The sequence below is a fragment of the Pseudomonas sp. B21-031 genome, assembly GCF_024748985.1.
GTDB classification, from domain to species: domain Bacteria; phylum Pseudomonadota; class Gammaproteobacteria; order Pseudomonadales; family Pseudomonadaceae; genus Aquipseudomonas; species Aquipseudomonas kermanshahensis.
The window spans coordinates 974,530-1,000,891 of record NZ_CP087181.1 but is presented as its reverse complement, the minus strand read 5'-3'; the positions used below and the strand labels follow the sequence as shown (position 1 = coordinate 1,000,891).

Annotated in this window: 25 protein-coding genes; 3 read left to right on the top strand and 22 right to left on the bottom strand. The window is 62.5% G+C overall.

Annotated elements, in window-relative coordinates:
• The first annotated feature begins 426 nt into the window (after nucleotides 1-426).
• Complete coding sequence (locus LOY53_RS04515) at nucleotides 427-1,590, top strand: type III PLP-dependent enzyme (protein WP_027595561.1); 1,164 nt, start codon at nucleotides 427-429, stop codon at nucleotides 1,588-1,590.
• Between the two features lie 77 nt (nucleotides 1,591-1,667).
• Here the strand turns inward: LOY53_RS04515 and LOY53_RS04510 are convergent, their stop codons facing one another.
• Together LOY53_RS04510 and LOY53_RS04505 are read right to left on the bottom strand one after the other, a co-directional pair.
• A complete protein-coding gene (locus tag LOY53_RS04510; protein WP_252826752.1) occupies nucleotides 1,668-2,417 on the bottom strand; it encodes a tetratricopeptide repeat protein in 750 nt (249 codons plus the stop codon).
• 3 nt (nucleotides 2,418-2,420) lie between these two features.
• Nucleotides 2,421-3,101 carry a Fe2+-dependent dioxygenase gene (locus LOY53_RS04505; protein WP_027595559.1) on the bottom strand — a complete coding sequence of 227 codons (681 nt, stop codon included), beginning with the start codon at nucleotides 3,099-3,101 and terminating at the stop codon, nucleotides 2,421-2,423.
• Between the two features lie 221 nt (nucleotides 3,102-3,322).
• Here LOY53_RS04505 and LOY53_RS04500 point away from each other — a divergent pair, with 221 nt between their 5' ends.
• Together LOY53_RS04500 and LOY53_RS04495 are read left to right on the top strand one after the other, a co-directional pair.
• Nucleotides 3,323-5,629 carry a TonB-dependent siderophore receptor gene (locus tag LOY53_RS04500; protein ID WP_258703647.1) on the top strand — a complete coding sequence of 769 codons (2,307 nt, stop codon included), beginning with the start codon at nucleotides 3,323-3,325 and terminating at the stop codon, nucleotides 5,627-5,629.
• Nucleotides 5,630-5,731: 102 nt separating this feature from the next.
• A complete protein-coding gene (locus LOY53_RS04495; protein WP_258703646.1) occupies nucleotides 5,732-8,287 on the top strand; it encodes a sulfite reductase flavoprotein subunit alpha in 2,556 nt (851 codons plus the stop codon).
• Between the two features lie 113 nt (nucleotides 8,288-8,400).
• On the opposite strand, the gene LOY53_RS04490 is transcribed toward LOY53_RS04495, so the two are convergent.
• The 20 genes from LOY53_RS04490 to cysE all read right to left on the bottom strand — a co-directional run bounded on the left by LOY53_RS04490 (nucleotide 8,401) and on the right by cysE (nucleotide 26,361).
• On the bottom strand, nucleotides 8,401-9,192 hold the full coding sequence (locus LOY53_RS04490; RefSeq protein WP_258703645.1) for an amidohydrolase: 792 nt from the start codon (nucleotides 9,190-9,192) through the stop codon (nucleotides 8,401-8,403).
• Complete coding sequence (locus LOY53_RS04485; protein ID WP_085272640.1) at nucleotides 9,180-10,328, bottom strand: pyridoxal phosphate-dependent aminotransferase; 1,149 nt, start codon at nucleotides 10,326-10,328, stop codon at nucleotides 9,180-9,182. Before LOY53_RS04485 ends, LOY53_RS04490 begins: the two co-directional genes overlap by 13 nt.
• Nucleotides 10,329-10,539: 211 nt before the next feature.
• Nucleotides 10,540-12,003 (bottom strand): ribosome biogenesis GTPase Der, encoded by a 1,464-nt coding sequence (der, locus tag LOY53_RS04480; protein WP_186675552.1) that lies wholly within the window; start codon nucleotides 12,001-12,003, stop codon nucleotides 10,540-10,542.
• A 117-nt stretch (nucleotides 12,004-12,120) separates the two neighbouring features.
• Nucleotides 12,121-13,263, bottom strand: coding sequence for an outer membrane protein assembly factor BamB (gene bamB, locus LOY53_RS04475; RefSeq protein WP_027595553.1), 1,143 nt, complete (start codon nucleotides 13,261-13,263; stop codon nucleotides 12,121-12,123).
• A gap of 1 nt (nucleotide 13,264) precedes the next feature.
• Nucleotides 13,265-13,906, bottom strand: a complete 642-nt coding sequence (locus tag LOY53_RS04470) for a tetratricopeptide repeat protein (protein WP_252826744.1) — start codon at nucleotides 13,904-13,906, stop codon at nucleotides 13,265-13,267.
• Nucleotides 13,907-13,945: 39 nt separating this feature from the next.
• Nucleotides 13,946-15,235: a histidine--tRNA ligase gene (hisS, locus tag LOY53_RS04465; RefSeq protein WP_027595551.1), complete on the bottom strand. Its 1,290-nt coding sequence runs from the start codon at nucleotides 15,233-15,235 to the stop codon at nucleotides 13,946-13,948.
• Between the two features lie 25 nt (nucleotides 15,236-15,260).
• Nucleotides 15,261-16,370 carry a flavodoxin-dependent (E)-4-hydroxy-3-methylbut-2-enyl-diphosphate synthase gene (gene ispG / locus LOY53_RS04460; RefSeq protein ID WP_027595550.1) on the bottom strand — a complete coding sequence of 370 codons (1,110 nt, stop codon included), beginning with the start codon at nucleotides 16,368-16,370 and terminating at the stop codon, nucleotides 15,261-15,263.
• A 3-nt stretch (nucleotides 16,371-16,373) separates the two neighbouring features.
• Complete coding sequence (locus LOY53_RS04455) at nucleotides 16,374-17,405, bottom strand: RodZ domain-containing protein (RefSeq protein WP_252826742.1); 1,032 nt, start codon at nucleotides 17,403-17,405, stop codon at nucleotides 16,374-16,376.
• On the bottom strand, nucleotides 17,402-18,163 hold the full coding sequence (pilW, locus tag LOY53_RS04450) for a type IV pilus biogenesis/stability protein PilW (RefSeq protein ID WP_252826741.1): 762 nt from the start codon (nucleotides 18,161-18,163) through the stop codon (nucleotides 17,402-17,404). Before pilW ends, LOY53_RS04455 begins: the two co-directional genes overlap by 4 nt.
• A gap of 13 nt (nucleotides 18,164-18,176) precedes the next feature.
• A complete protein-coding gene (gene rlmN, locus LOY53_RS04445) occupies nucleotides 18,177-19,322 on the bottom strand; it encodes a 23S rRNA (adenine(2503)-C(2))-methyltransferase RlmN (RefSeq protein ID WP_027595547.1) in 1,146 nt (381 codons plus the stop codon).
• Nucleotides 19,323-19,350: 28 nt separating this feature from the next.
• Nucleotides 19,351-19,776, bottom strand: a complete 426-nt coding sequence (gene ndk / locus LOY53_RS04440) for a nucleoside-diphosphate kinase (protein ID WP_012316140.1) — start codon at nucleotides 19,774-19,776, stop codon at nucleotides 19,351-19,353.
• A 90-nt stretch (nucleotides 19,777-19,866) separates the two neighbouring features.
• The gene (gene iscX, locus LOY53_RS04435; protein WP_024762959.1) at nucleotides 19,867-20,067 is read right to left on the bottom strand and encodes a Fe-S cluster assembly protein IscX; all 201 of its coding nucleotides are present in this window, start codon (nucleotides 20,065-20,067) and stop codon (nucleotides 19,867-19,869) included.
• A gap of 10 nt (nucleotides 20,068-20,077) precedes the next feature.
• Nucleotides 20,078-20,419, bottom strand: coding sequence for an ISC system 2Fe-2S type ferredoxin (gene fdx, locus LOY53_RS04430; protein ID WP_027595546.1), 342 nt, complete (start codon nucleotides 20,417-20,419; stop codon nucleotides 20,078-20,080).
• A 3-nt stretch (nucleotides 20,420-20,422) separates the two neighbouring features.
• Complete coding sequence (hscA, locus tag LOY53_RS04425; RefSeq protein ID WP_099452961.1) at nucleotides 20,423-22,285, bottom strand: Fe-S protein assembly chaperone HscA; 1,863 nt, start codon at nucleotides 22,283-22,285, stop codon at nucleotides 20,423-20,425.
• Between the two features lie 42 nt (nucleotides 22,286-22,327).
• The gene (hscB, locus tag LOY53_RS04420; protein WP_258703644.1) at nucleotides 22,328-22,849 is read right to left on the bottom strand and encodes a co-chaperone HscB; all 522 of its coding nucleotides are present in this window, start codon (nucleotides 22,847-22,849) and stop codon (nucleotides 22,328-22,330) included.
• A gap of 8 nt (nucleotides 22,850-22,857) precedes the next feature.
• Nucleotides 22,858-23,181, bottom strand: coding sequence for an iron-sulfur cluster assembly protein IscA (gene iscA / locus LOY53_RS04415; protein WP_027595543.1), 324 nt, complete (start codon nucleotides 23,179-23,181; stop codon nucleotides 22,858-22,860).
• Nucleotides 23,182-23,209: 28 nt separating this feature from the next.
• Nucleotides 23,210-23,596, bottom strand: a complete 387-nt coding sequence (iscU, locus tag LOY53_RS04410; RefSeq protein ID WP_003248539.1) for a Fe-S cluster assembly scaffold IscU — start codon at nucleotides 23,594-23,596, stop codon at nucleotides 23,210-23,212.
• A 46-nt stretch (nucleotides 23,597-23,642) separates the two neighbouring features.
• Nucleotides 23,643-24,857, bottom strand: a complete 1,215-nt coding sequence (locus LOY53_RS04405) for an IscS subfamily cysteine desulfurase (protein WP_027595542.1) — start codon at nucleotides 24,855-24,857, stop codon at nucleotides 23,643-23,645.
• A gap of 47 nt (nucleotides 24,858-24,904) precedes the next feature.
• The gene (gene iscR, locus LOY53_RS04400) at nucleotides 24,905-25,396 is read right to left on the bottom strand and encodes a Fe-S cluster assembly transcriptional regulator IscR (RefSeq protein ID WP_027595541.1); all 492 of its coding nucleotides are present in this window, start codon (nucleotides 25,394-25,396) and stop codon (nucleotides 24,905-24,907) included.
• A 179-nt stretch (nucleotides 25,397-25,575) separates the two neighbouring features.
• On the bottom strand, nucleotides 25,576-26,361 hold the full coding sequence (gene cysE, locus LOY53_RS04395) for a serine O-acetyltransferase (RefSeq protein ID WP_252826740.1): 786 nt from the start codon (nucleotides 26,359-26,361) through the stop codon (nucleotides 25,576-25,578).
• Nucleotide 26,362 lies beyond the last annotated feature (1 nt).

The window sequence follows — 26,362 nt, the reverse complement described above, 5'->3', positions numbered from 1 at the left end:
ACAAAAAATTTTTGCGGATTTCATGGACGGGTGTGCCAGTAAATCGTGGCCATAAATATGAACACCACCGGCCCTTTCGCGGGTAAACCCGCTCCCACAGGAATAGCGTAATCCCTGTGGGAGCGGGTTTACCCGCGAAAGGGACAACGCGGTCTATTCCACAATTTTTTACGCTTGCGAACACCAGGGGAACATCTGCCGGTCACATGAGTCGGTTATTCAAATGGCAGGTCGTCGATCCGCGACGAACACGCCCGGATTGCCTGTTGATCTTGCATTCTTCACGCCCTAAAGTGCGCGCCGAACGTCCATGCTGGAAACGATCCATCCGGCTCAAGTACTGAGTAGGCGAACCAAAGTGGGGATACGGAGGACGTTCAGTTTGCAGCCACTTATCTTTTCAGTTTGCCCATGGAGTCCCTGAGCATGTCGATCCAGGTCGAAGACTATTTCGCGCGTGACACCTTCCAGAAAATGAAGGCGTTCGCCGACAAGCAGGAAACCCCGTTCGTACTCATCGATACCCAGATGATCAGCCAGGCCTATGACGACCTGCGCGCCGGTTTCGAATTCGCCAAGGTCTACTACGCGGTCAAGGCCAACCCGGCGGTCGAGATCATCGACCTGCTCAAAGAAAAAGGCTCGAGCTTCGACATCGCCTCGATCTACGAGCTGGACAAAGTGATGGACCGTGGCGTCAGCGCCGACCGCATCAGCTACGGCAACACCATCAAGAAGTCCAAGGACATCCGCTACTTCTACGAGAAGGGCGTGCGCCTGTATGCCACCGACTCGGAAGCCGACCTGCGCAACATCGCCAAGGCCGCACCGGGCTCCAAGGTTTACGTGCGTATCCTCACCGAAGGCTCGACCACTGCCGACTGGCCGCTGTCGCGCAAATTCGGCTGCCAAACCGACATGGCCATGGACCTGCTGATCCTCGCCCGCGACCTGGGCCTGGTGCCCTACGGCATTTCCTTCCACGTGGGCTCGCAGCAGCGCGACATCAGCGTCTGGGACGCCGCCATCGCCAAGGTCAAGGTGATCTTCGAGCGCCTGAAAGAAGAAGACGGCATCGAACTGAAGCTGATCAACATGGGTGGCGGCTTCCCGGCCAACTACATCACCCGTACCAACAGCCTCGAAACCTACGCCGAAGAAATCATCCGCTTCCTGAAGGAAGACTTCGGTGACGACTTGCCGGAAATCATCCTCGAGCCAGGCCGTTCGCTGATCGCCAACGCCGGTATTCTGGTCAGCGAAGTGGTGCTGGTGGCGCGTAAGTCGCGCACCGCGGTCGAGCGCTGGGTGTACACCGACGTGGGCAAGTTCTCGGGCCTGATCGAAACCATGGACGAGTCCATCAAGTTCCCGATCTGGACCGAGAAGAAAGGCGAGATGGAAGAAGTGGTCATCGCCGGCCCGACGTGCGACAGCGCCGACATCATGTACGAGCACTACAAGTACGGCCTGCCGCTGAACCTGGCGATCGGTGACCGCCTGTACTGGCTGTCGACCGGTGCCTACACCACCAGCTACAGCGCGGTGGAATTCAACGGCTTCCCGCCGCTGAAGGCCTACTACCTGTAATGAACAACGGGGCCGAAAGGCCCCGTTTTCATGTGTGCGTCAGTGCTGGCCTCTTCGCGGGGCCAGCAGTCTAGACATCATTCCCCGCGCTGTTCGAGTTCCTCGGCATATCCTGCTGCATACCCCGCCAGCAACGGCCCAGCCCCGCGCAATGTGGCTACCGCACTGCGCAAGAAATTCACATTCCCCTCAACCCGCGCCTGCTCCAGCCAAGGCCCGGCCTCAGCCAGTTGCCCCCGCTCGACCAGCACCATCGCCAAACTGAACATCCCGCGAAAGTCCCCCGCCTCAGCCGAACGCCGATACCAGCGCACCGCCCGTGCCGGGCTTGCCGCCGTGGCAATGCCCTGCTCCAGGTAACGCCCATACAGGTTCATCGACTTGGCATGCCCCAACTGCGCGGCCTTCTCGTAACAGACTAAGGCCTGGGCTTGATTGGCCGGCACCCCGCGCCCGGTGGCCAGCAGGTTGCCCAAATTGTAAAGGCCCCAGTCCAGCCCCGCGTCTGCCGCCCGGGCATAGTGAATGGCCGCCTGCGTCAGGCTGATTTCACCGCCCCAACCATGCTCCAGGCAACGCCCCAGCATGTTGCAGGCCATGACACTGCCTCCCTCCGTGGCAATGGCGAACCAGCGTCGGGCCAGGTCTACATCCTGCTCGATACCGCGCCCATCGAGCAGAATCTGCCCCAGCAGCAACTGCGCCTCAACCACCCCCTCCCCCGCTGCCGCCAGGATCGCCTGGGCCGCCTTGCCGGGGCTGTCTTCGAGCATGGCCTTGAGGCCTGCAACATCCACCACTTCTTCACGACGCAACGGGTATGACACGGTTCAGACCTCAGCCCAGCGGCGCAGCAGGTTGTGGTAAGTCCCGGTCAACTGCAGCAGCGATGGGTGATCGGGCACATCGGCGGTGAGTTGCTGGATGGCATTGTCCATCTCGAACAGCAGCGCACGCTGGCTGTCCTCGCGCACCAGGCTCTGCGTCCAGAAAAACGCCGCATAACGCTGGCCGCGGGTCACCGGGTTGACCTTGTGCAGGCTGGTGCCGGGGTACAGCACCAGGTCGCCAGCTGCCAACTTGACCTGCTGCACGCCGTAAGTGTCCTGGATCACCAGTTCGCCGCCGTCGTAGCTGTCCGGGTCGCTGAGGAACAGCGTCGAGGACAGGTCGGTACGCACGCGCTCCGGGCTGCCCTTGGGCTGGCGCAGCGCATTGTCGATGTGGAAGCCGAAGTTGCCGCCTTCGCGGTAGCAGTTGATCAGCGGTGGAAACACTTTGTGCGGCAGCGCTGCCGACATGAAGCGCGGCGTGTTCCACAGCCGGTCAATCAGCGCGCTGCCCAGTTCCTTGGCCAGCGGATGGCCTTCAGGCAACTGCAGGTTGTGCTTGGCCTTGGCCGATTGATACCCGGCAGTGACCTTGCCATCGGCCCAATCAGCCTGCTCCAGCGCCTCGCGGATACGCGTGAGTTCGTCGGCATCGAACAGGCCGGGTATGTGAAGCAGCATGGCGGCGGCACCTGGGCAAATGTAAAGGCGTCAATGATATTGATTCCCTTTTACAGACCACAAGCCCCATTCGCCGCTTAAGACGTTTCAGCCACTGAAAACCGTAAGGGCAAACTGTAAAGATTGTAAATTCTTCACGAATGGTAACGACTCTCAATTGTTAGTCACAATTGCTTACATTAAGATCCGCCGCCTTATCACCTTGGGGAAGGTCCTTACCAATGCGTCACTACGTGCCATCTGCTGTGAGTTCACCACGCCTGATCGTGACCGCCATCGGCGTCGCCCTCACTGCTTCGACCGCCTACGCTGCCGAGCCTGCCGCCAACAACGCCGTCACCCTTGACGCCACCAGCGTCAATGGCAAGGCCGAGCAGGCCAGCACCGACTACAAGGTCGAGAAGGCCTCATCGCAGAAGTACACCGCGCCGCTGGTAGACACCCCACGCTCGGTCACGGTGATCCCGCAGCAGGTCATCAAGGACACCAACGCCCTCAGCCTGCAGGATGCCCTGCGCACGGTACCTGGCATCACCTTTGGTGCTGGTGAAGGCGGCAACCCGCAAGGTGATCGGCCATTCATCCGCGGCTTCGACGCCCAGGGCGACACCTACCTGGACGGCGTACGCGATACCGGCGCGCAAACCCGCGAGATCTTCGCCATCGAGTCGGTGGAAGTGGCCAAAGGCCCTAACTCGGCCATCGGCGGCCGTGGCGCCGCAGGCGGCACCATCAACCTGGTGAGCAAGCGTGCGCACCTGGGCAATTCGCTGGATGGCGCCTGGACCTGGGGCAGTGACCAAACCCAACGCTACACCTTCGATGGCAACTACCAGTTCAGCGACACGGTGGCCGGTCGTCTCAACCTGATGACCCACGAGAGCAACGTCGCCGGCCGCGACAAGGTCAACTACGACCGCTGGGGCATCGCCCCGTCCCTGGCTTTCGGCCTGGGCACCCCGACCCGCGTCAACCTCGACTACTACCACCTGGAAAGCGACGACCTGCCGGATTCCGGCATCCCATACACGATTCCTACCGGTGGTAGCGGCGCGCGTACTTCGGCGCACCCGAGCAAGCCGTACGATGGCGGTGACAGCGACAACTTCTATGGCCTCACCGGCCGCGACTTCCGCAAGAGCCGCGTCGACATCGCCACCTTCGCGATCGAGCATGACCTGACCGACGCGCTGACCATCAAGAACACCCTGCGTCACGGCAACAGCATGCAGGACTACATCCTGACCCAGCCTGACGATAGCAAGGGCAACGTCAACAACGGCAGCGTCTGGCGCCGCGCCAACAGCCGCGTTGGCAACACCGCCACCACCACCAACCAGACCGACCTGTTTGGCGAGTTCTATGTGGGTGGGATGAAGAACAGCTTCTCCACCGGCATCGAGCTGAGCCGGGAAGAGAGCAAGCGTTCGTCGTACACCGTTGATACCGCTACTGGCGGCTCGTCTGCCACGGCGTGTAACCCAAGCCTGATCGGCGCCAACAGCGGCTACAACTGCACCTCGTTGAGCAATCCGAACCCGGATGATCCGTGGAATGGCGCGATCTCGCGCAACTACGCCGGCACCGACACCAAGAGCAACACCCGTGCCCTGTACGTCTTCGACACCTTGGAGCTGACACCTGACTGGCTGCTGAACATGGGCCTGCGCTACGACCACTTCGACACCCATTACCGCACCTACGATGCCGCTGGCGCCACCGTGGTCAACGCCAAGGGCGTGGCCTCCAAGGGCCGTGATACCAGCGAGTTCATCACCGGCCAACTGGGCTTGGTCTGGAAGCCGGCCGAAAACGGCAGCATCTATGTCTCCTACGCCACCTCCGCGACGCCACCCGGCGCGATGCTCGGCGAGGGCACCGAAGGCAACCCACTGGGCAACACCAGCGACCGCGCCGGCAACCTGCTGAGCAGCGACATGGAGCCGGAAGAAACCACCAACTACGAGATCGGCACCAAGTGGGACCTGCTCGACCAGCGCCTGTCCCTGGCCGCCGCGCTGTTCCGCACCGAGAAGGAAAACGCCCGCGTTCAGGTGGACACCACCACCTACGAAAACGTCGGCGAAACCCGCGTGCAGGGTATCGAGCTGTCGGCCAGCGGCAAGCTCACTGACAAGTGGCAGGTCTTTGCCGGCTACACCTACATGCAGGCGCGCCAGATCGATGGCGGCCCGCTGGGCAAAGCCAACGATGGCAACCAGCTGCCGAACACGCCGAACAACAGCGCCAGCCTGTGGACCACGTACTCGATCACGCCGAAGCTGACCGTCGGTGGTGGCGCGTTCTATGTGGATGACGTGTACGGCAGTGTGGCCAACACCACCATGGTCGACAGCTACGTGCGCTACGACGCCATGGCCGCCTACAAGCTGACCAAGAACGTCGACCTGCAGCTCAACGTGCAGAACCTGACCAACGAGGTGTACTACGACAAGGCGTTCTCCACCCACTTCGCCAACCAGGCGGCTGGGCGGACGGCGTTGCTGACCACCAGCGTTCACTTCTAAAGCAACACCCCGGAGCCCCGTTCATTCCAGTGAGCGGGGCTTTTGCGTACCAAGGCATAATGCACACCGCGCAGGCTGCGGCAGCTACACAAGGTGATCGATGTGGTGAAGAAGACGCTGTTCCAATTGCACTGGTTCTTTGGCATCACCGCTGGCCTGGTGCTGGCCTTGATGGGTATTACCGGGGCGATCTGGTCGTTTCAGGAAGAACTGCTGCGAGCCGTCAATGCCGATGTGCTGAAGGTCGAAGTACGACCCGAGGGCGTGTTGCCGCCCGCCGAACTGGTACAGCGGGCCGAGGCCGCGCAAGGCGACAAGGTCGCGATGCTGTGGGTGGACCTGCACGAAGGCAATGCTGCGCGGATCTTCTTCACCCCGCCGCCCGGGCAGCGCCGTGGCGAGCTGCGCTATGCCGATCCGTACACCGGCGAGCTCAAGGGTGAAGTGGCCGGGCAGGACTTCTTCAACCTGATGCTCAACCTGCACCGGTTCCTGGCCATGGGCGACAGTGGCCGGCAGATCACCGGTGCCTGCACCCTGATGCTGATCTTCTTCTGCCTCTCCGGCCTGTACCTGCGCTGGCCGCGCAAGGCGCTCAACTGGCGGGTCTGGCTGACCTTCGAGTGGGCCAAGAAAGGCCGCGCCTTCAACTGGGACCTGCACGCCGTGGCCGGTACCTGGTGCCTGCTGTTCTACCTGCTGTTCGCCCTCACCGGCCTGTTCTGGTCCTATGAATGGTATCGCGAAGGCCTGAACAGGCTGCTGGCCGATGCGCCGGCAGCGGGCCAGCAGCAAAAACGCGGGGAAGGCCGTGGCCGCCACGGGCCACAGAAGGTCGACAAGAACGCACCGCCACTGGTGGTCGACTATGACGCCATCTGGGCCAACCTCAAGGAGGCCGCAGGGCCGGGCCTGGCCATGTACAACCTTCGCCTGCCACCGGCAGGTGGCCAGCCGGCCAACCTGTTCTACCTGCTGGACGATGCCGCGCACCCGCGCGCGTTCAACACGCTGGTCCTCGACCCGGCCACCGGCCAGGTGAAAAGCCACGACCGCTACAACGACAAATCCTTCAAGGCGCAGTTGCTGCAGAGCGTTTACGCCTTGCACGTAGGCGAATACTTCGGCTTGCCGGGCCGGATCATCGTCACCCTCGCCAGCCTGACCATGCCGCTGTTCTTCGTCACCGGCTGGCTGCTGTACCTTGACCGGCGCCGCAAGAAACGCCAGGTTCGCGCTGCCCGAGGCGGCGTCGACAGCACCCAGGCTGGCAGCGGCAGCTGGCTGATCGGCTTTGCCAGCCAGAGCGGCTTCGCCGAACAGCTGGCCTGGCAAAGTGCCGGGCAATTGCAGGCGGCTGGCCTGCCGGTGCAAGTCCGCGCCTTGGCCGAGCTGGGCGAGGATGACCTGCGCCAGGCCCGTCGTGCCTTGTTCGTGGTCAGTACCTTCGGCGATGGCGAAGCGCCAGATAGCGCCCGCGCGTTCGAGCGCAAGGTGCTTGGCCAACCCTGGGCGCTGAACAACCTGCACTATGCCGTGCTCGCCCTGGGCGACCGCCAGTACCCGCACTTCTGCGGCTTTGCCCGTCGCCTGCAGGCCTGGTTGGCTGAACGGGGTGCCAGCACAGCGTTCAGCCCGGTGGAGGTGGACAACGCCGACCAGGCAGCGCTGCAGCAATGGCAACAGGCACTGGCGCAGCTGACGGGGGCCCAGCCGGTCACGGCCTGGCAGCCGCCGAGTTTCGGCAACTGGACGCTGGTGCAACGTGAGTTGATGAACCCGGGCAGCCAGGGCTTGCCGGTCTACCTGATCGGCCTGCGCCCTGAGGAGCCTGCCAGCTGGCAGGCCGGCGACCTGGTGGAAATCCTGCCGCGCAATGGTCAGCCGCGGGTCGACGCCTTCCTCGACGGCCTGGGCCTGGATGCCAACGCAACCGTACAGCTCGACGGCCTGAACGAAACCTTGGGCCAGGCGCTGGCCAGCCGTCAGTTGCCCAGCCGGCGCGATCAGTTGGTGGGCTTGCACGCACAGGCGCTGGTCGATGCGCTGGTACCGATCGGCACGCGTGAATACTCCATCGCTTCGATCGCCAGTGACGGGGTATTGGAATTGATCGTGCGCCAGGAACGTCACCCGGATGGCAATTTCGGGCTGGGTTCTGGTTGGCTGACTGAGTACCTGCCGGTGAATGGCCTGCTGAGCGTGCGCCTGCGCCGCAACAGTGGTTTCCACCTGCCCGAGTCACCGGTGCCGATGATTCTGATCGGCAACGGTACTGGCCTGGCTGGCCTGCGCAGCCTGCTGCGCGCGCGGGTCAACGCGGGCGAACAACGCAATTGGCTGCTGTTCGGTGAACGTAACCGCGCGCATGACCTGCTGTGCGGCAACGAACTGCAAGGCTGGCTCGACAACGGCGACCTGGCACGCCTGGACCTGGCGTTTTCGCGGGATCAGGCCGAGAAGGTGTATGTACAGGATGTGTTGCTGCAGCAGGCTGAAGCGTTCAAACGCTGGGTGGCGGATGGCGCCTGTGTGTATGTCTGCGGCAGCTTGCAGGGCATGGCGGCCGGCGTTGATGCGGCACTCAAGGGCATGCTTGGAGAAGCCGTTGTACAGCAACTGATCGAGGATGGGCGGTATCGGCGGGATGTGTACTGATCAGATATTGATGTAAAGGCATCTGGCCCTTTCGCAGCACAAGGCTGCTCCTACAGGTGAAGCGCATAACGTGTAGGAGCAGCCTTGTGCTGCGAAAGGGCCAGTGCAGGCTGTTAGTGCAGCTCGAAGGTATCGGCATCCAGGTTCGCCGGGAACTTGGCCCGGTACGCCGCCAGCTCCGCCGCTCTCAACACCACCGTGAACACCCCGTCCGCCTCGCCAGCACTGAGCAGGCTCTCACCCTGGAAGTCCAGCACCTGGCTGTCACCGGAATAGGCGAAGCCTTTGCCATCGGTGCCCACGCGGTTCACCGCCGCGACAAAGCACAGGTTCTCGATGCCCCGCGCCGGCAGCAGTCGGTTCCAGTGCTGGCGGCGCGCCGCCGGCCAATTGGCGGTGTACAGCAGCAGGTCGGTGTCCTGGGCATCACGGCTCCACACCGGGAAGCGCAGGTCGTAGCAGATCAAGGGGCGCACCCGCCAGCCCTTGATCTCGAACTGCACCTGACGCTCGCCGGGGGTGTAATGCTTGTGCTCGCCCGCCATGCGGAACAGGTGACGCTTGTCGTAGTGCAGGATTTCGCCGTCCGGGCGCGCCCACAGCAGGCGATTGCGGTGGCTGCCATCGGCGGCCTGGATGATCACGCTGCCGGTAATCACCGCGCAGTACTTCTTCGCCTGGGCCTTGAGCCATTTGTAGGTTGGGCCGTTCTCGGGCTCGGCCAGGCTTTCGGACTGCATCGAGAAGCCGGTGGTGAACATCTCTGGCAGGATCACCAGGTCCACCTCACCCACTTGCTTCAGCAGTTCCTCGAAGTGCGCATAATTGGCCTCGCGGTCGTGCCAGGCCAGGGTGGTCTGCACCAAGGCGATTTTCAGGTCGGGCAGTGTACTCAGATCGCGCATAGTTTTTCCGCCGCCTGACGCAGCGTCTCCTCACGTTTGGCAAAGCACAGGCGCACCAGGCGTTGCTCGGGGATGGGTTGCTGGTAGAACACCGACACCGGAATGGTCGCCACGCCGTGCTCGCGGGTCAGCCACAACGACATCTCGACATCGTTCAGGTCCGGGCGGATCTGCGAGTAGTCCACCAGCTGGAAATAGGTGCCCGCCGTGCGGCGGAAACTGAAGCGCGAACCTTCGAGCAAGTCGCAGAACAGGTCGCGCTTGGCCTGGTAGAAGCCTGGCAGTTCATCGAGGTGCTCGGGGTGCTCGGCCATGAAGTCGGCCAGCGCGCACTGCAACGGCGTGACGCCGCAGAAATTGACGTACTGGTGCACCTTGCGCAGCTCGGCGCTCAGGGCCGGTGGGGCGATCACGTAGCCGGTTTTCCAACCGGTCACATGGTAGGTCTTGCCGAACGAACTGACCACGAAGGCACGGTTATAGAGCTCGGCATGGGCCAGCACGCTGGCGTGGCGTACGCCGTCATACACCAGGTGCTCGTAGACTTCGTCGCTGACCAAGTAGATATCGCGATCAGCGATCAGCTGCGCCAACTGGTCCAGGTCTTCACGGGTAATCAGCGCGCCGCTGGGGTTGTGCGGCGAGTTGAGGATGACCATGCGGGTACGCGGGCTGAGGGCATCGCTGAACCGCTGCCAGTCGATGCGGAAGTCGCCGTCGCTCAGTTGCACATGCACACAACGGCCACCGGCCAGCTCCACGGACGGCTCGTAGCTGTCGTAGCAGGGGTCGAAGACGATGACTTCGTCACCGGCCTGGATCACCGCCTGAATGGCGCAAAAGATTGCCTCGGTGGCACCTGGGGTGATGGTCACTTCGTGATCGGCATCCACCTGTGCGCCATACAACCGTGCGACCTTGGCCGCTACCTGCTGGCGCAGAGCCGGCAGGCCAGTCATTGGCGCGTACTGGTTATGCCCGGCGGCCACATGCCGGCCCACTGCATCGAGCAACGCCTGCGGGCCGTTGAAGTCGGGGAAGCCTTGGGAAAGGTTGAGCGCACCGGTCTGCACGGCGAGCTGGGACATGGTGGTGAAGATGGTCGTGCCGACATTCGGCAGTTTGCTGCGGATCATGGAGCCCTCTTTCCTGGGGTTTATCCGGCACGGGGTGGAGTCCGAGCATAGCGGATCGAGCAGTCAGGAAAAAGGTTGAAACAATAGGGGGATTGCGTTGGATCAAAGGGCCTATTCGCGGGCAAGCCCGCTCCCACAGGTGCAGCACTGTCCTTAAGGATTGTGCGGTCTCTGTGGGAGCGGGCTTGCCCGCGAATAAGCTGACGCGAAATCAGCGCTTGTCGCGGCGCTTCTTCTCGGCCTTCTTGTGGTGCGACATCAAGCGGCGCTTCTTGTTGACCTGGCGATCGGTGAGGGTGTTTTTCTTGCCCTCGTACGGGTTCTCACCGCCCTTGTACTCGATGCGGATCGGCGTACCGACCAGTTTCAGCACGCGGCGGTAGGTGTTTTCCAGGTAACGCGAGTACGACTTGGGAATGCTCTCGGTCTGGTTGCCGTGGATCACGATCAGCGGCGGGTTGGCGCCGCCCAGGTGGGCATAACGCAGCTTGATGCGGCGGCCATTGACCAACGGCGGCTGGTGCTCGCTGACCGCATCTTCGAGGATCTGCGTCAGGCGGCTGGTTGGCCAACGGGTGACCGCCGACGTGAACGCGGCCTGTACCGACTTGTACAGGTTGCCCACGCCCGTGCCGTGCAGCGCGGAAATGAAGTGGATGTCGGCGAAATCGACGAAGAACAGCCGGCGTTCCAGCTCGGTCTTCACGTAGGCGCGCTCACCCGGCTCCATGCCATCCCACTTGTTCAGGGCGATGACGATGGCGCGGCCGGCTTCGAGGGCAAAGCCCAGCAGGTTCAGATCGTGGTCAACCACACCTTCGCGGGCATCCATGACGAAGATGACCACGTTGGCGTCTTTGATCGCCTGCAGCGTCTTGACCACCGAGAACTTCTCGACTTCCTCGTGGATCTTGCCGCGCTTGCGCACCCCGGCGGTGTCGATGAAGGTGTACTTGTCGCCATCGCGCTCGAACGGGATGTAGATACTGTCTCGGGTGGTGCCCGGCTCGTCGTAGACCACCACGCGCTCTTCGCCGAGCATGCGGTTGACCAGGGTCGACTTGCCGACGTTCGGGCGGCCGATGATGGCGATCTTGATGCCATCTTTTTCGCTTGGGCCAGGAATGCGCGCGGCTTCCTCGCCTTCGGCGACGTCCTGGTCGAGGGCTTCGTCCTCGGCATCACGCGGCAGGTGGCCGAGCACGGCTTCCATCAGGGCGTTGATACCACGGCCCTGGGAGCCCGCCACCGGAATGGCGTTGCCCATGCCCATCGGCGAGAACTCGGCGCGCGCAACGTCGGGGTCGATGTTGTCGATCTTGTTGGCAACCAGAATCGCCGACTTGTTGCGCTTGCGCAGGTGCTCGGCAATCATCTGGTCGGCTGCGGTCATGCCCGCACGGGCATCGACCAAGAACAGCACATAGTCGGCTTCTTCGATGGCCATGAGCGACTGCTCGGCCATTTTCTCGTCCATGCCCACTTCGTCACCGGTGATACCGCCGGTGTCGATCAGGATGAAAGAACGACCCTGCCAGGAGGCATCACCATACTGGCGGTCACGGGTCAGGCCCGACAGGTCACCGACGATGGCATCGCGGGTCTTGGTCAGGCGGTTGAACATGGTGGATTTGCCGACGTTCGGCCGTCCCACCAGGGCGATTACGGGAACCATGCGGCTCTCCACTCTTGAATTCTTGAAAATGCAAAGGCCGCTGCAAGGCAGCGGCCGGAGTTTGTGCGGCGTTTCCTACACCGCGGCTCAAGACCGTTGGCGGTCTTGAGCTTAGCTTCAGCGGACGGTCAGTGCCTCGAGCTTGCCGCTGTTGCCGAAGACGTAGATGGTGTCGCCGACCACCAGGGGCCGGGCGCGCAGGCCATCGCTGTCGATTCGTTCACGGCCGACGAAGCGACCATCGACCTGGCTGAGCAGGTGCAGGTAACCCTCGAAGTCCCCGACAGCCACGTAGCTGGAGAAGACTTCCGGTGCCGACAGCTGACGGCGAGCCATGGAATCGTTGGTCCACAGGGCGCTGGAAGAGCGCTCGTCGACGCTTTCAACGGTACCCGAGGCTTCGCTGACATAGACGTTACCGTAACCCTGGGCGACACCCACGTAGCTGGACGCATCACGCTGCCACAGCACGCGGCCGCTTTCCAGGTCCAGGCCCGCTACGCGGCCCTGGTAGGTGCTGACGTACAGGGTACCACCGGACAGCAGCAGGCCGCCGTCGATATCTACCACGCGGTCCAACTCGGAACGCCCCTGCGGGATGGCCACACGGCTCTCCCACACCGGCACGCCGTTGTTGATATCCACCGCGATCACTTTACCGGTGGACAGGCCGGCAACCGCCAGGCGGTTGGTCGCGATCGGTGCACCGGTGCCCCGCAAGGTCAGTACGGCCGGGGTGTTTTCGTAGATCCAGCGGCGGTCGCCGGTCGCGGCATCGAGGCCGATCAGGCGGTCGTCCTGGGTCTGCACTACCACCACGTCGCCGTTGTTGGCGGGCGGTGCCAGCACTTCACTGGTCACGCGCGAACGCCAGCGCTCTTCACCGGTGCTGGAGTCCAGCGCGATGACCTCGCCTTTGAGGGTACCGAGCATGACCAGCCCGTAACCCACGCCGACAGCGCCCGACACCTGCAGGTCCAGGTCTTTCTTCCACACCACGTCGCCGGTGATACGGTCGAGGGCGAAGACTTCGCCGTTGACGTCGGAGGCGTAGATACGGTCGTTTTCGATGGCCGGTACCAGGGTGTTGTACGTCTCGCCCTGGCCGTCACCGATCGAACGGCTCCACTGCTTCTTCAGTACCACTTCCTCGGTGAACTTGGTCAGCTCGGCCGGGGGCAGTTCCTTCTTGCTGTTGCTGCTGCAACCCGCGGCCAGTACGGCCAGGGTCAGCACTGCTGCTTGTTTCCAACCGATCACGTCACGCGTCCCCTTTGGCCAAGTCATCCAGCTTCAGTTGCAGGCCACCGACCGCTGCTTCATCCGACAGCGAGGCCTTGGCTTTCTCATAAGCGCTGTGAGCATCGTCGGCGCGACCCAACTGCACCAGCAGGTCACCCTTCAATTCTTCGCGGCTGGCCAGGAACGCCTTGTCGGCGTCGCCGTCGAGCAGCTTGAGTGCCTCTTCGGCCTTGCCCTGGGCAGCCAGTACACGGGCCAGGCGCTGGCGCGAGATCTCGCCCAGGGTGGCATCGGCTGGCTTGTCCAACACAGCTTTGAGCTCGGCAGCAGCGTCGTCGAGCTTGCCGCTCTCGACCGCGACCTTGGCCACGAACAGGCTGCCGTACTGGGCGTAGGCGGTACCACCGAACTCGCTCTTGAGCTTGCCGGCCAGTTCCGCGACCTTGGTTGCGTCTGGCTGGCCACTCGGCGTCAGGCTGGTCTCAAGCAGGGCCTGGTACAGCTGCGAGGCACCTTGCGACTGGTTGTTCTGGTACTTGTGCCAGGTATTCCAGCCCAGTACCACCACACCGGCCAGCAACGCGCCCGTCAGCAGCGGCTTGCCGTTGCGGTTCCACCAGTCCTTGACCCCTGCCAGGTCATCATCATCGGTACTCGACACCCCAATACTCCTTTTCGCCTATTCGCTTGTTGGACCGCGTTACGCCTGTGCGACCGCGGTTTCCAGGTGCTCAGCCAGAGCATCCCAGGCAATGTTCTGTTGTTCGCCCTGACCACGCAGGGGCTTGAAGCCGATCGCTTGCTGGGCCAGCTCGTCGTCGCCAAGAATCAGGGCGAACAGCGCGCCGCTCTTGTCGGCTTTCTTGAACTGGCTCTTGAAGCTGCCACCGCCGGCGTTGACCACCAGGCGCAGGCCCGGCAGACGATCACGCAGGCGTTCGGACAAGCGCAGGCCAGCCAGCTCGGCCTGCTCGCCGAAGGCGCAGAGGTAGACATCGACCTGACGGCTGATCGACTCGGGCACCTTGCCCAGAGTCTCCAGCAGCAGAATCAGGCGCTCGATACCCATGGCGAAACCAACGCCGGTAGTCGGCTTGCCGCCCATCTGCTCGACCAGGCCGTCGTAGCGGCCACCGGCGCAGACAGTGCCCTGGGCGCCGAGCTTGTCGGTGACCCACTCGAACACGGTCTTGCTGTAGTAGTCCAGGCCACGCACCAGCTTGGTGTTGATCACGAACGGGATACCGGCAGCCTCCAGACGGGCCTTGAGGCCCTCGAAGTGCACGCGGGATTCTTCGTCCAGGTAATCTTCGAGCTTCGGCGCGCCAACCAGCACCGCCTGGGTGTTCTGGTCCTTGCTGTCGAGGATGCGCAGCGGGTTGCTCTTCAGGCGACGCTGGCTGTCTTCGTCCAACTGCTCGAGGCGGGCCGAGAGGAACTCGACCAGCGCATCACGGTAGCGGGCACGGGCTTCGCTGGTACCCAGGCTGTTGAGCTCGAGCTTGACCGCGTCCTGGATACCCAGCAGGCCCCACAGGCGCCAGGTCAGCATGATCAGTTCGGCGTCGATGTCCGGCCCGTCAAGGTTGAACACTTCTACGCCGATCTGGTGGAACTGGCGGTAGCGACCCTTTTGCGGGCGCTCGTGGCGGAACATCTGGCCGATGTACCAGAGTTTCTGCACCTGGCCGTTGCCGGTGATGCCATGTTCCAGCACGGCACGCACACAGGCGGCGGTGCCTTCAGGGCGCAGGGTGAGCGAATCGCCGTTGCGGTCCTCGAAGGTGTACATCTCTTTTTCGACGATGTCGGTCACTTCACCGATGGAGCGCTTGAACAGCTCGGTGAACTCGACGATCGGCGTGCGGATCTGGCTGTACCCGTAGGTGTCCAGCAGCCCGGCCACGGTGCCCTCGAAGTAGCGCCACAGTGGCGACTGTTCAGGCAGGATGTCGTTCATGCCACGGATGGCTTGCAGCGATTTGCTCACGAAAAGTCCTTACGAATTCTGTGTGTCAGCCACGGGCGATCAGCGCCGCGTCGGCTTCGACCTTTTCGGCCGCTTTCTGGCGGATGAGTTTTTCGAGCTCATCGACCAGGTTGTCATTGGTCAGCTTCTGCGCCGGCTTGCCGTCGATGTAGATCAGGTTCGGCGTGCCGCCGGTCAGCCCTACGTGGGCTTCCTTGGCTTCGCCGGGGCCGTTGACCACGCAACCGATCACCGCGACGTCCAGCGGCACCAACAGGTCTTCCAGGCGCCCTTCCAGCTCGTTCATGGTCTTGACCACATCGAAGTTCTGCCGCGAGCAGCTTGGGCAGGCGATGAAGTTAATGCCACGCGAACGCAGGTGCAGCGACTTGAGGATGTCGTAACCGACTTTCACTTCCTCGACCGGGTCAGCAGCCAGCGAGATACGAATGGTATCGCCGATGCCTTCGGCCAGCAGCATACCGAGGCCGACGGCGGATTTCACTGTCCCCGAGCGCAGGCCACCGGCTTCGGTGATGCCCAGGTGCAGGGGCTGGATGATCTGCTTGGCCAACAAGCGGTAGGCTTCGACGGCCATGAACACGTCGGAGGCCTTGACGCTGACTTTGAAGTCCTGGAAGTCCAGGCGGTCCAGGTGCTCGACATGGCGCAGCGCCGACTCGACCAGCGCGGCTGGGGTCGGTTCGCCGTACTTCTTCTGCAGGTCCTTTTCCAGGGAGCCTGCGTTAACGCCGATACGGATCGGGATACCGCGGTCGCGGGCTGCATCGACCACGGCACGCACACGGTCTTCACGGCCGATATTGCCCGGGTTGATGCGCAGGCAGTCGACGCCCAGTTCGGCCACACGCAAGGCGATCTTGTAGTCGAAGTGAATGTCGGCAACCAGCGGCACGCTGACTCGTTGCTTGATGCGGCCGAAGGCCTCGGCGGCGTCCATGTCTGGCACCGAGACACGCACAATGTCGACACCGGCATCCACCAGGCGCTGGATCTGCCCGACGGTGGCATCGACATCGTTGGTGTCGGTGTTGGTCATGCTTTGTACCGCGATGGGCGCATCACCACCCACCGGCACATTGCCGACCCAGATTTTGCGGGATTCGCGACGTTTGATCGGAGATTCGCCGTGCATGACTTACTGTCCCAACTTCAGGCGAGCAGTCTCGCCACTTGTAAACGGAGCAACATCGACGGCCTGGCCGTTGTAGCTGACCTGCGCGCCACGGGCAAAGCCCAGGCGTACCGCGAACGGCGGCTTGCCGGTCAGCTCGAGGTTGTCGCCCTTGCGCTTGACGCCGCTGAACAGCACCTTGCCATTGCCGTCGTTGACTTGGGTCCAGCAATTGGCGCTGAACTGAATCGAGACACTGGCGCTACCGGCCGGCACTGCGACAGGCGCGGCGGGCACAGTGGCAGCGGGCGCGGCAGTCACGGGCGCGGTGGCAGCCGGCGCTGCCGGAGCAGGCGCGGGTGTTGGCGCAGTGGCTGCGGTTGCCGCTTGGGGCTGCTGAGCGGGGGCTGGTGTTACGGTTGCGGCAAGGGTCTGCGCAGCGCTGGCGGGGGCTTGCTCGGCAGCGGCGGCCGACTGTTCACCCGCAGGCTGCTCCAGCGGCAACGGGGCGCTCTCGGGTTGCTGGCCTGCGCTCACGGCCTGGTCTTCAGGCTCGTCCAGCGGGTGAATCTGCGTGGTGCCGTCGGCGCTCTCGACTTCGACGTGCTCCAAGGCGATCTTGGCCAGGTCCTTACCACGCAGGCTGCCTTGGTCCTGCCACCAGACGAAGCCGCCACCGACTACCGCCACCAGCAGCAACAGGCTGACGCCGCGCAGGATGTTGTGCGAGAGGCGTACAGGCTCTTCGATGCGGCCCAGCGAATGCACTTCGCTGCCTTTGGCGTGGGTGCCAGTGTAACGGTCGAAGGCCTCGACCAGCGTGGCTTGGTCCAGGTCCATCAGTTTGGCGTAGGCGCGGATATAGCCACGGGCGAACGTGTGCCCGGGCAACTTGTCGAAGGCGCCGGTTTCAACGTGGTTCAACGAACTGACAGTGAGGTTGAGCTTGCGGGCCACCTCGGCTTGTGACCAGTCCCGCTTCTCACGGGCCTGACGCAAAAGCTCACCGGGGTTCTGGCCAGGCGCTACGGCTACTTCGGGATGCGCGGCGTTCATCGTTGCTCCGACAGGTATTGCTGATATTCCGGCGTACCGGGATAAAGTCGTTGTAATTGCTGGCCCAAATTGGCCAATGTGCCCTGCTCGTCGAACACCCGGGCAAGGCGGCTGCCCAGCAGGAGGCTACGGGCGTCGTGGTCGCTCAACTGGCTGAAACGATCGTAGTAGTCCAGGGACGGCACATAATGCCTGTTTTCGTAGGACAACTCAGCCATTTCCAGCAACGCCTTGGGTTGCCGTGGGTTGAGTTGCAACGCTTTGAGCAGATAGGCGTGCGCCTGGTCTCGACGCTCGAGCTTCAGGGCGGTCAAGCCAAGGTTCTCGTACACGCGTGAGCGTTCAGGATACAGGGTATCGGCACTGGCCAGGCGAAACATCTGCTTGGCCTCGGCAAATCGCCCCTGAGCATAAAGGAAACTGCCGTAATTGTTGCGAATTCGCGTATCGCCAGGGCGTGCCTGCAGGGCTTTTTGAAAGTGCTGCTCGGCCAGGGCCGGCTCACCTTCAGCCTGAAACACCAGCGCCAGCGCGGCATGCGCGCCGGCATCGCTGGCGTCCAGGGCAAGCGCCTTGCCCAGCGGGGCCTTCGCCTGTTCAGTCAAGCCTTGTTGCAAATAGCCAAGCCCCAACTGCACATACGCCCTGCCCGCCTCTTGCCGCCCTTGGCGGCTGGCCAGCGGGTCACCCGCGCCGCCCGACACGCAGCCGGCCAGCAGCAAAAGCGCAAGGATCGACAGCGCGGCGCGCAGGCTCATGGCGAGTTCTCGGTCAGTGGCGCGCGGCGCTGTCTTGCAGCTCGGCGTCGGCAGAGAGCTGGCGCACAGCGATGTAGCGCTCACTGCGGCGGGTGCGGTCGTTGACCTGGCCGACCAGCTGACCACAGGCGGCGTCAATGTCTTCGCCACGGGTGGTACGGGTGGTGACGTTGAAACCACCGTGATGGAGCAGGTCCTGGAAGCGGCGGATGGCGTTGTTGCTCGGCCGCTCGTAACCGGAATGCGGGAACGGGTTGAACGGGATCAGGTTGATCTTGCAGGGCACGTCGCGCAGCAGTTCGATCATCTGCGCGGCATGCTCAGGCTGGTCGTTGACGTCCTTGAGCAGGGTGTACTCAACCGTCAGTACGCGCTTGCCACCCAGGGTGGCCATGTAGCCCATGCACGACTCCAGCAGCACCTTCAGCGGGTACTTCTTGTTGATCGGCACCAGCTGGTTACGCAGCTCGTCGTTCGGCGCGTGCAGCGACAGGGCCAGCGACACGTCGATGTGCTTGGCCAGTTCGTCGATCATCGGCACCACGCCCGAGGTGGACAAGGTGACGCGACGCTTGGAAATGCCATAACCCAGATCATCCATCATGATCTTCATGGCGGCGATGACATTGTCGAAATTCAGCAGAGGCTCGCCCATGCCCATCATGACCACGTTGGTAATCGCGCGGTCGACTTTGGCCGGGACGGTCCCGAAAGATTTGTTGGCAAGCCACACCTGGCCAATCACTTCGGCGGCGGTGAGGTTGCTGTTGAAGCCTTGCTTGCCGGTGGAGCAGAAACTGCAGTCCAGGGCGCAGCCGGCTTGCGACGATACGCACAGCGTGCCGCGATCGTCGGTAGGAATGTAGACGGTCTCGACGCAGCTGCCAGAGGCAACGCGGATCACCCATTTACGGGTGCCGTCGGCGGAAATGTCTTCACTGACCACTTCCGGTGGGCGAATTTCGGCAACAGCCTCGAGCTTTTCGCGCAAGGCCTTGCCGACGTTCGTCATGGCGGCGAAATCATCGACGCCAAAATGGTGAATCCATTTCATCACCTGGCCGGCACGGAAGCGCTTCTCCCCAATAGAGTCGAAGAATTGTTCCATTTCCGGCTGGGTCAGGCCCAACAGGTTGATTTTGCCAGTAGATGTCGTCATGGATTCACCCTCACCCGTAAGCTTTCGCTTAGCGAGTGGTTACCTCGGTAGCAGCGAAGAAGTAAGCGATTTCGCGAGCAGCAGCAGCTTCGGAGTCCGAACCGTGAACGGCGTTGGCGTCGATCGACTCGGCGAAGTCAGCACGGATGGTGCCGGCAGCAGCTTCTTTAGGGTTGGTAGCGCCCATCAGCTCACGGTTCAGAGCGATGGCGTTTTCGCCTTCCAGAACCTGAACAACAACCGGGCCGGAAGTCATGAAGGCAACCAGGTCGCCGAAGAAGCCGCGCTCGCTGTGCTCAGCGTAGAAGCCTTCGGCTTCGGCTTTGGACAGTTGCTTGATTTTCGAGGCAACGATTTTCAGGCCAGCTTCTTCGAAGCGAGTGGTGATCTTGCCGATGACGTTTTTGGCAACTGCGTCAGGCTTGATGATCGAGAAAGTACGTTGAACAGCCATGGAAAACTCCAGAAATATGAGTGTTGCGAAAAATTAAACCCGCGAATTATACGCGGGTTTCAGGGGATTGCCTAACCTGCAGCGACGCGCTTAGTCGGCTTCATCAATCCAGGCCGCCTGGATGGCCTCGAGCACTTTCTCACCGCCGCGTGACGGATCGTCGCTGAACTCTGGCAATGCCAGCACCCAGCGGTGCAGATCGACGAAATTCACATAACGAGGATCGACGTCCGGCTTGCTTTCTGCAAGCTGGATGGCGATCTCAAGTACATCAACCCATTTCAGACTCATGCAAAAATCCTCAGTGGGGCGCTTCAGCAGCGTGGTTAAGCGAATACTTGGGGATCTCGATGGTCAGGTCCTGGTCGGCGACGACCACCTGGCAGCCGAGGCGCGACTGGGCCTCCAGGCCCCAGGCCTTGTCCAGCATGTCCTCTTCTAGCTCGTCCGCTTCTTCCAGCGAGTCGAAACCTTTGCGAACAATACAGTGACAGGTGGTGCAGGCCTTGACCCCACCGCAAGCGCTTTCCATTTCGATGTGATGCTCGTGGGCCAGCTCCAGGATGTTGGTCCCAGGCTCGACCTCCACGGTCAGCCCTTCCGGGCAAAACTTCTCGTGCGGCAGGAATGTCACCAGCGGCATCGGTTACTCCTCGATCTCATTCAGGTTGCGCCCGGCCAGTGCGGCTTTGACCGTCGAATCAAGGCGACGGGCGGCAAATGCATCGGTCACCTGCGACAGACGCTTGGTCTGTTGCTCGATGGCGGGGCCATCGGTGCCGGTCAGCAAATCACGTAGTTCTTGCATCTGGAATTCGATGGCTTCGCGTTCTTCGCTGCTGAGCAGGCGCTCGCCATCGGCGTCCAGGGCGCCCTGTACCGCTTCGAGCAGGCGCTCACCGTCAACCTGGTGTTCACGCAGCTGACGGGCCTGCTTGTCGCTGCCTGCGTGCTCGAACGAATCTTTGAGCATGCGGGCGATCTCGCCGTCGGTCAGGCCGTAGGACGGCTTGACCTGAATGCTGGCTTCGACGCCCGAGCCCAGCTCGCGGGCAGCGACGCTGAGCAGGCCATCGGCATCGACCTGGAAGGTCACGCGGATTTTCGCCGCACCGGCGACCATGGCCGGGATGCCGCGCAGCTCGAAGCGTGCCAGCGAGCGGCAATCGCTGATCAGCTCGCGCTCACCCTGCAGAACATGAATCATCATGGCCGACTGGCCATCTTTATAGGTGGTGAACTCTTGCGCACGCGCCACCGGAATGGTGGTGTTGCGCGGGATCACCTTCTCCATCAACCCGCCCATGGTCTCAAGGCCCAGGGACAGTGGGATGACGTCGAGCAGCAGCAGCTCGCCACCTTCGCGGCGGTTGCCAGCCAGGGTGTCGGCCTGAATGGCAGCACCGATGGCCACCACCTGGTCAGGGTCGATCGAAGTCAACGGGGTACGGCCGAACAGTGTGCCAACAGCGTCACGCACGCGTGGAACGCGGGTCGAACCACCGACCATGACCACTGCACCTACCTCTTCCAGCTCGACACCGCTGTCACGCACGGCGCGGCGGCAGGCTTTGAGGCTGCGAGCGACCAGCGGCTCGATCATGGCATCAAAGGCGGCCCGGCTGAGCTCGCCCTGCCAGGCACCGTGGCTGACGCTGACCACGTCGGCGTCGGTCAGGGCTTCCTTGGCGGCGCAGGCGGCCTGCAGCAGCTGGCGCTGGGTACCCGGGTCGAGGTCGGAAGACAGCCCAGCCTGTTCAATGATCCAACCGGCAATGGCGTGGTCGAAGTCATCGCCACCCAGAGCGGTATCGCCACCGGTGGCCAGGACTTCGAAGACGCCGGCCGTCAGGCGCAGGATGGAGATATCGAAAGTCCCCCCACCCAGGTCATAAATGGCCACCACGCCTTCGGCGTTTTGGTCCAGGCCATAAGCCACGGCCGCTGCGGTCGGCTCGTTGAGCAGGCGCAAGACATTGAGGCCAGCAAGACGCGCGGCATCCTTGGTCGCTTGGCGCTGGGCATCGTCGAAATAGGCTGGCACGGTGATCACCGCCCCCACCAGGTCGCCACCGAGGGTTTGCTCGGCGCGTTCGCGCAGCACCTTGAGGATGTCGGCGGACACTTCCACCGGGCTTTTCGGCCCTTGGACGGTGTCGATGAACGGCATGTGCGACTCACCGCCAATAAAGCGGTACGGCAGCTGCTCGCCCAGCTGCTTGACGTCGGCCAGGCCGCGCCCCATCAGGCGCTTTACCGACAGCACGGTGTTCAAAGGGTCGCTGGAAGCGGCATCGCGCGCAGCCTGCCCGACTTCGCTGCGCCCTTCGAGGTAGCGCACCGCAGACGGCAAAATGACATTACCCTGCACATCAGGCAGGGGCTCGCTGCGACCGCTGCGAACGGCAGCGACCAGAGAATTGGTGGTACCCAGGTCGATACCCACCGCCAGGCGGCGCTGGTGCGGCTGAGGGCTTTGACCGGGTTCGGCGATCTGCAGTAGGGCCATGCTTATCTGAATACCTTAGGCGTCATCACGGGCAACGCCGGGTTAATCGTCGAGGCGCTCTTCCAGTTGGCGCACTTCTTGGGCGAGCTTGTCGAGGAACTGCATGCGGCGCATCAGGCGTTCAGCCTTCTCGCGCTCGTCAGGCACATCCCAGCAGGCGGCGAAATCCTCGTTCAGCGTGTCCTGCGCACCCTTGAGGCGCTTCTTGAACACGGCAACACCATCGAGGTCGGCTTCGTCCTGCAGCTCTTCGAGCTCTTCGCGCCACTGCATCTGCTGCAGCAGGAAGTCGGGGTCATGGACCGTGACTTCCTGGGGCACTTCGTGGCCACCGATTGCCAGCAAGTAGCGGGCTCGGCGCGGCGCACTGCGCAGCGTCTGGTAGGCATCGTTGAGGGCCGCGGACTTCTCCAGGGCTACCCGCTGCTCGCGCTCGGAAGCGTCGGCAAAACGGTCAGGATGGACCTCGCGGGCCAGCTCGCGGTAGCGAGTGGCCAGCTTGTCGAGGTCCAGCCGGAAGCACGGCTGGAGATCAAACAGAGCGTAATGACAAGGAGTACCCACAGCCAGCCTCAGACGTTGAAGCTTTCGCCGCAGCCACACTCACCGCGCACGTTGGGGTTGTTGAACTTGAAGCCTTCGTTCAACCCTTCCTTGACGAAGTCGAGCTCGGTGCCATCGAGGTACACCAGGCTTTTCGGGTCGATGATGACCTTCACGCCGTGGTTCTCGAATACCTGGTCTTCGCCCGCCACTTCGTCGACGAACTCCAGCACATAGGCCAGGCCCGAACAGCCAGTGGTGCGTACGGCCAGGCGAATGCCTTCACCCTTGCCGCGCCCTTCCAGGGAACGCCGCACATGGTTGGCGGCGGCTTCTGTCATGCTGATAGCCATCAGAACTCCTTACCTCGCAACAGGCGACTTAGATCAAGCCTTTCTTCTGCTTGTAATCGCGAACGGCTGCCTTGATGGCATCTTCGGCGAGTACCGAGCAGTGGATCTTGACCGGCGGCAACGCCAGTTCTTCAGCCAGCTGGGTGTTCTTGATGGTTTCGGCTTCGTCCAGGGTCTTGCCCTTCATCCACTCGGTGGCGAGGGAGCTGGAAGCGATAGCCGAACCGCAGCCGTAGGTCTTGAACTTGGCGTCTTCGATGACGCCCTGCTCGTTGACCTTGATCTGCAGACGCATCACGTCACCGCAGGCCGGCGCGCCGACCATGCCGGTACCGACGTCCGGGTCTTCGGCATTCATCTTGCCGACGTTGCGCGGGTTTTCGTAGTGGTCGATGACCTTTTCACTGTATGCCATGGTGCAATTCCTTCCTCATCAGGGAGCCGCTCTTGCCGGCGACTGCTTAGTGGGCGGCCCACTCGATCTTGGAGATGTCAACGCCGTCTTTGTACATGTCCCACAGCGGCGACAGCTCACGCAGTTTGTTAACGGCCTCGCAGACTTTCTGCGCGGCGTAGTCGACTTCTTCTTCGGTGGTGAAGCGGCCGAAGGAGAAGCGGATCGAGCTGTGCGCCAGCTCGTCGTTACGGCCCAGAGCACGCAGTACATACGACGGCTCGAGCGAAGCGGAGGTACAGGCCGAACCGGACGATACGGCGATGTCTTTCAGGGACATCAGCAGCGACTCGCCTTCGACGTAGTTGAAGCTCAGGTTCAGGTTGTGCGGTACGCGGGCAGTCTGGCTGCCGTTGACGTACAGCTCTTCAAGGTCCGAGACCTGCTTGAAGAAGCGGTCGCTCAGGGCCTTGATGCGAGCGTTCTCGCTGGCCATTTCCTGCTTGGCAATGGCGAAGGCTTCGCCCATGCCGACGATCTGGTGAGTCGGCAAGGTGCCCGAACGCATGCCGCGCTCATGGCCACCACCGTGGATGATCGCTTCCAGACGCACACGCGGCTTGCGGCTGACGTACAGCGCGCCGATACCTTTAGGGCCGTAGACCTTGTGCGCCGAGAACGACATCAGGTCGACTTTCAGCTTTTGCAGGTCGATTTCGACCTTGCCGGCCGACTGGGCGGCATCGACGTGGAACAGCACACCGCGGGCGCGGGTCAGCTCACCGATGGCGGCGATGTCGTTGATCGAGCCGACTTCGTTGTTGACGTGCATCAGCGAGACCAGAATGGTGTCGTCGCGCAGCACGGCTTCGACCATGGCCGGGGTGACGATGCCGTCTTCGCCTGGCTCGAGGTAGGTGACTTCGAAACCTTCACGCTCGAGCTGGCGAGCGGTATCCAGGACCGCCTTGTGCTCGATCTTGGAGGTGATGATGTGCTTGCCCTTGGTCTGATAGAAGTGCGCGACACCTTTGAGTGCGAGGTTGTCGGACTCGGTGGCACCGCTGGTCCAGACGATTTCGCGCGGATCGGCGTTGATCAGCTCGGCGACCTGGCGACGACCGTTCTCGACCGCTTCTTCGGCTTTCCAGCCGAATACGTGGGAGCGCGAAGCCGGGTTACCGAAGTTCCCGTCGACCAGCAGGCAGTCAGCCATCTTCTGGGCAACGCGGGGATCGACCGGGGTGGTCGCGGAGTAATCAAGGTAGATCGGCAACTTCATGGATATCTCCTATCAGGCGGTGGCGTCGCTCGTCACTGTTATAACGGTCAGTCGACGGCGGACGTCTCAATCTTGTCCAACTGGGCGGATCGGCCTGCGACACGACGCAGGTCCTGGCGCTGGGCGACTTCCTGCACCTCGCGGCGCTTGACGAGGTCGGCCAGGCTGATGCCGCTGAGGAATTCATGGATCTGCTGGCTGAGATCGCACCACAAGTGGTGGGTCAGGCAGGTGTCACCGGCATGGCAATCCCCAAGGCCCTGGCAACGGGTGGCATCGACCGATTCGTTGACCGCGTCGATGACCTGGGCCACCTGGATGGTTTCCATGCCCCGCGACAGCTGATAGCCACCGCCTGGGCCGCGCACACTGGATACCAGGCTGCTGCGGCGCAGCTTGGCGAACAGCTGCTCCAGATAAGAGAGGGAAATGCCCTGGCGCTCGGAAATGTCGGCCAAAGACACCGGCCCATGCTGCGCGTGCAACGCCAGGTCAAGCATGGCTGTCACGGCGTATCGGCCTTTGGTAGTCAGTCGCATGGCTATTGGGTACCACGGGAGTTACAGGATGTGAGCGAGTATGCGATTCCCGAGCATTTAAGTCAACTATAAGACCTACTGCTTTAGTCGGGTTTTGCATCGGGAGGCGGCCGCGATTGTAGCAGACGAGGGGCGTGCGCACACGCCCCGTATGTCACTATGATTTCAGCGCGGCGCGATCAATGCGACTGAGTGTCGCGCTGGGCGACCTGGGCAACTTCGGTGAAGTCATCTTCCGGCAGCGCCGGCAACTCCTTGGCGCAGTAGTCGCTACCCATCTTGGTCAGCGCACCGCACATGCCCTCCAGGCGCTCATCGACCGCTTGCAGGTGGTCGAGCATCTGCCCGATGGCACGCGCGACGGGGTCAGGCATATCGCCACTGACGCCGTAGGCATCGAAGCCGATCTTCTCGGCCATGGCCTTGCGCCGGGCTTCGACTTCAGTCTCTTCGCTCTTGATGATAATACGCCCCGGGATGCCGACGGCAGTCGCCCCCGCCGGCACGGCCTTGGTCACCACCGCATTGGAGCCGATCTTGGCCCCGGCGCCGACAGTGAACGGGCCCAGTACCTTGGCCCCCGCCCCTACTACCACGCCGTTTTCCAGAGTTGGGTGACGCTTGCCTTTGTTCCAACTGGTGCCGCCCAGGGTGACGCCCTGGTAAAGGGTGACATCATCGCCAATCTCAGCAGTCTCGCCGATGACGATGCCCATGCCGTGGTCAATGAAGAAGCGGCGGCCAATGGTGGCGCCGGGGTGGATCTCGATCCCGGTCATCCAGCGGCCGAAGTTGGACACCAGCCGGGCCAGCCATTTGAAATCACGTTTCCACAAGGCATTACCCAAGCGGTGCAGCCAGATGGCGTGCATGCCCGGGTAGCAGGTCAGCACCTCGAAGGCATTGCGCGCGGCGGGGTCACGGTGGAATACGCTTTGAATATCTTCTCGCAGACGTTCGAACATC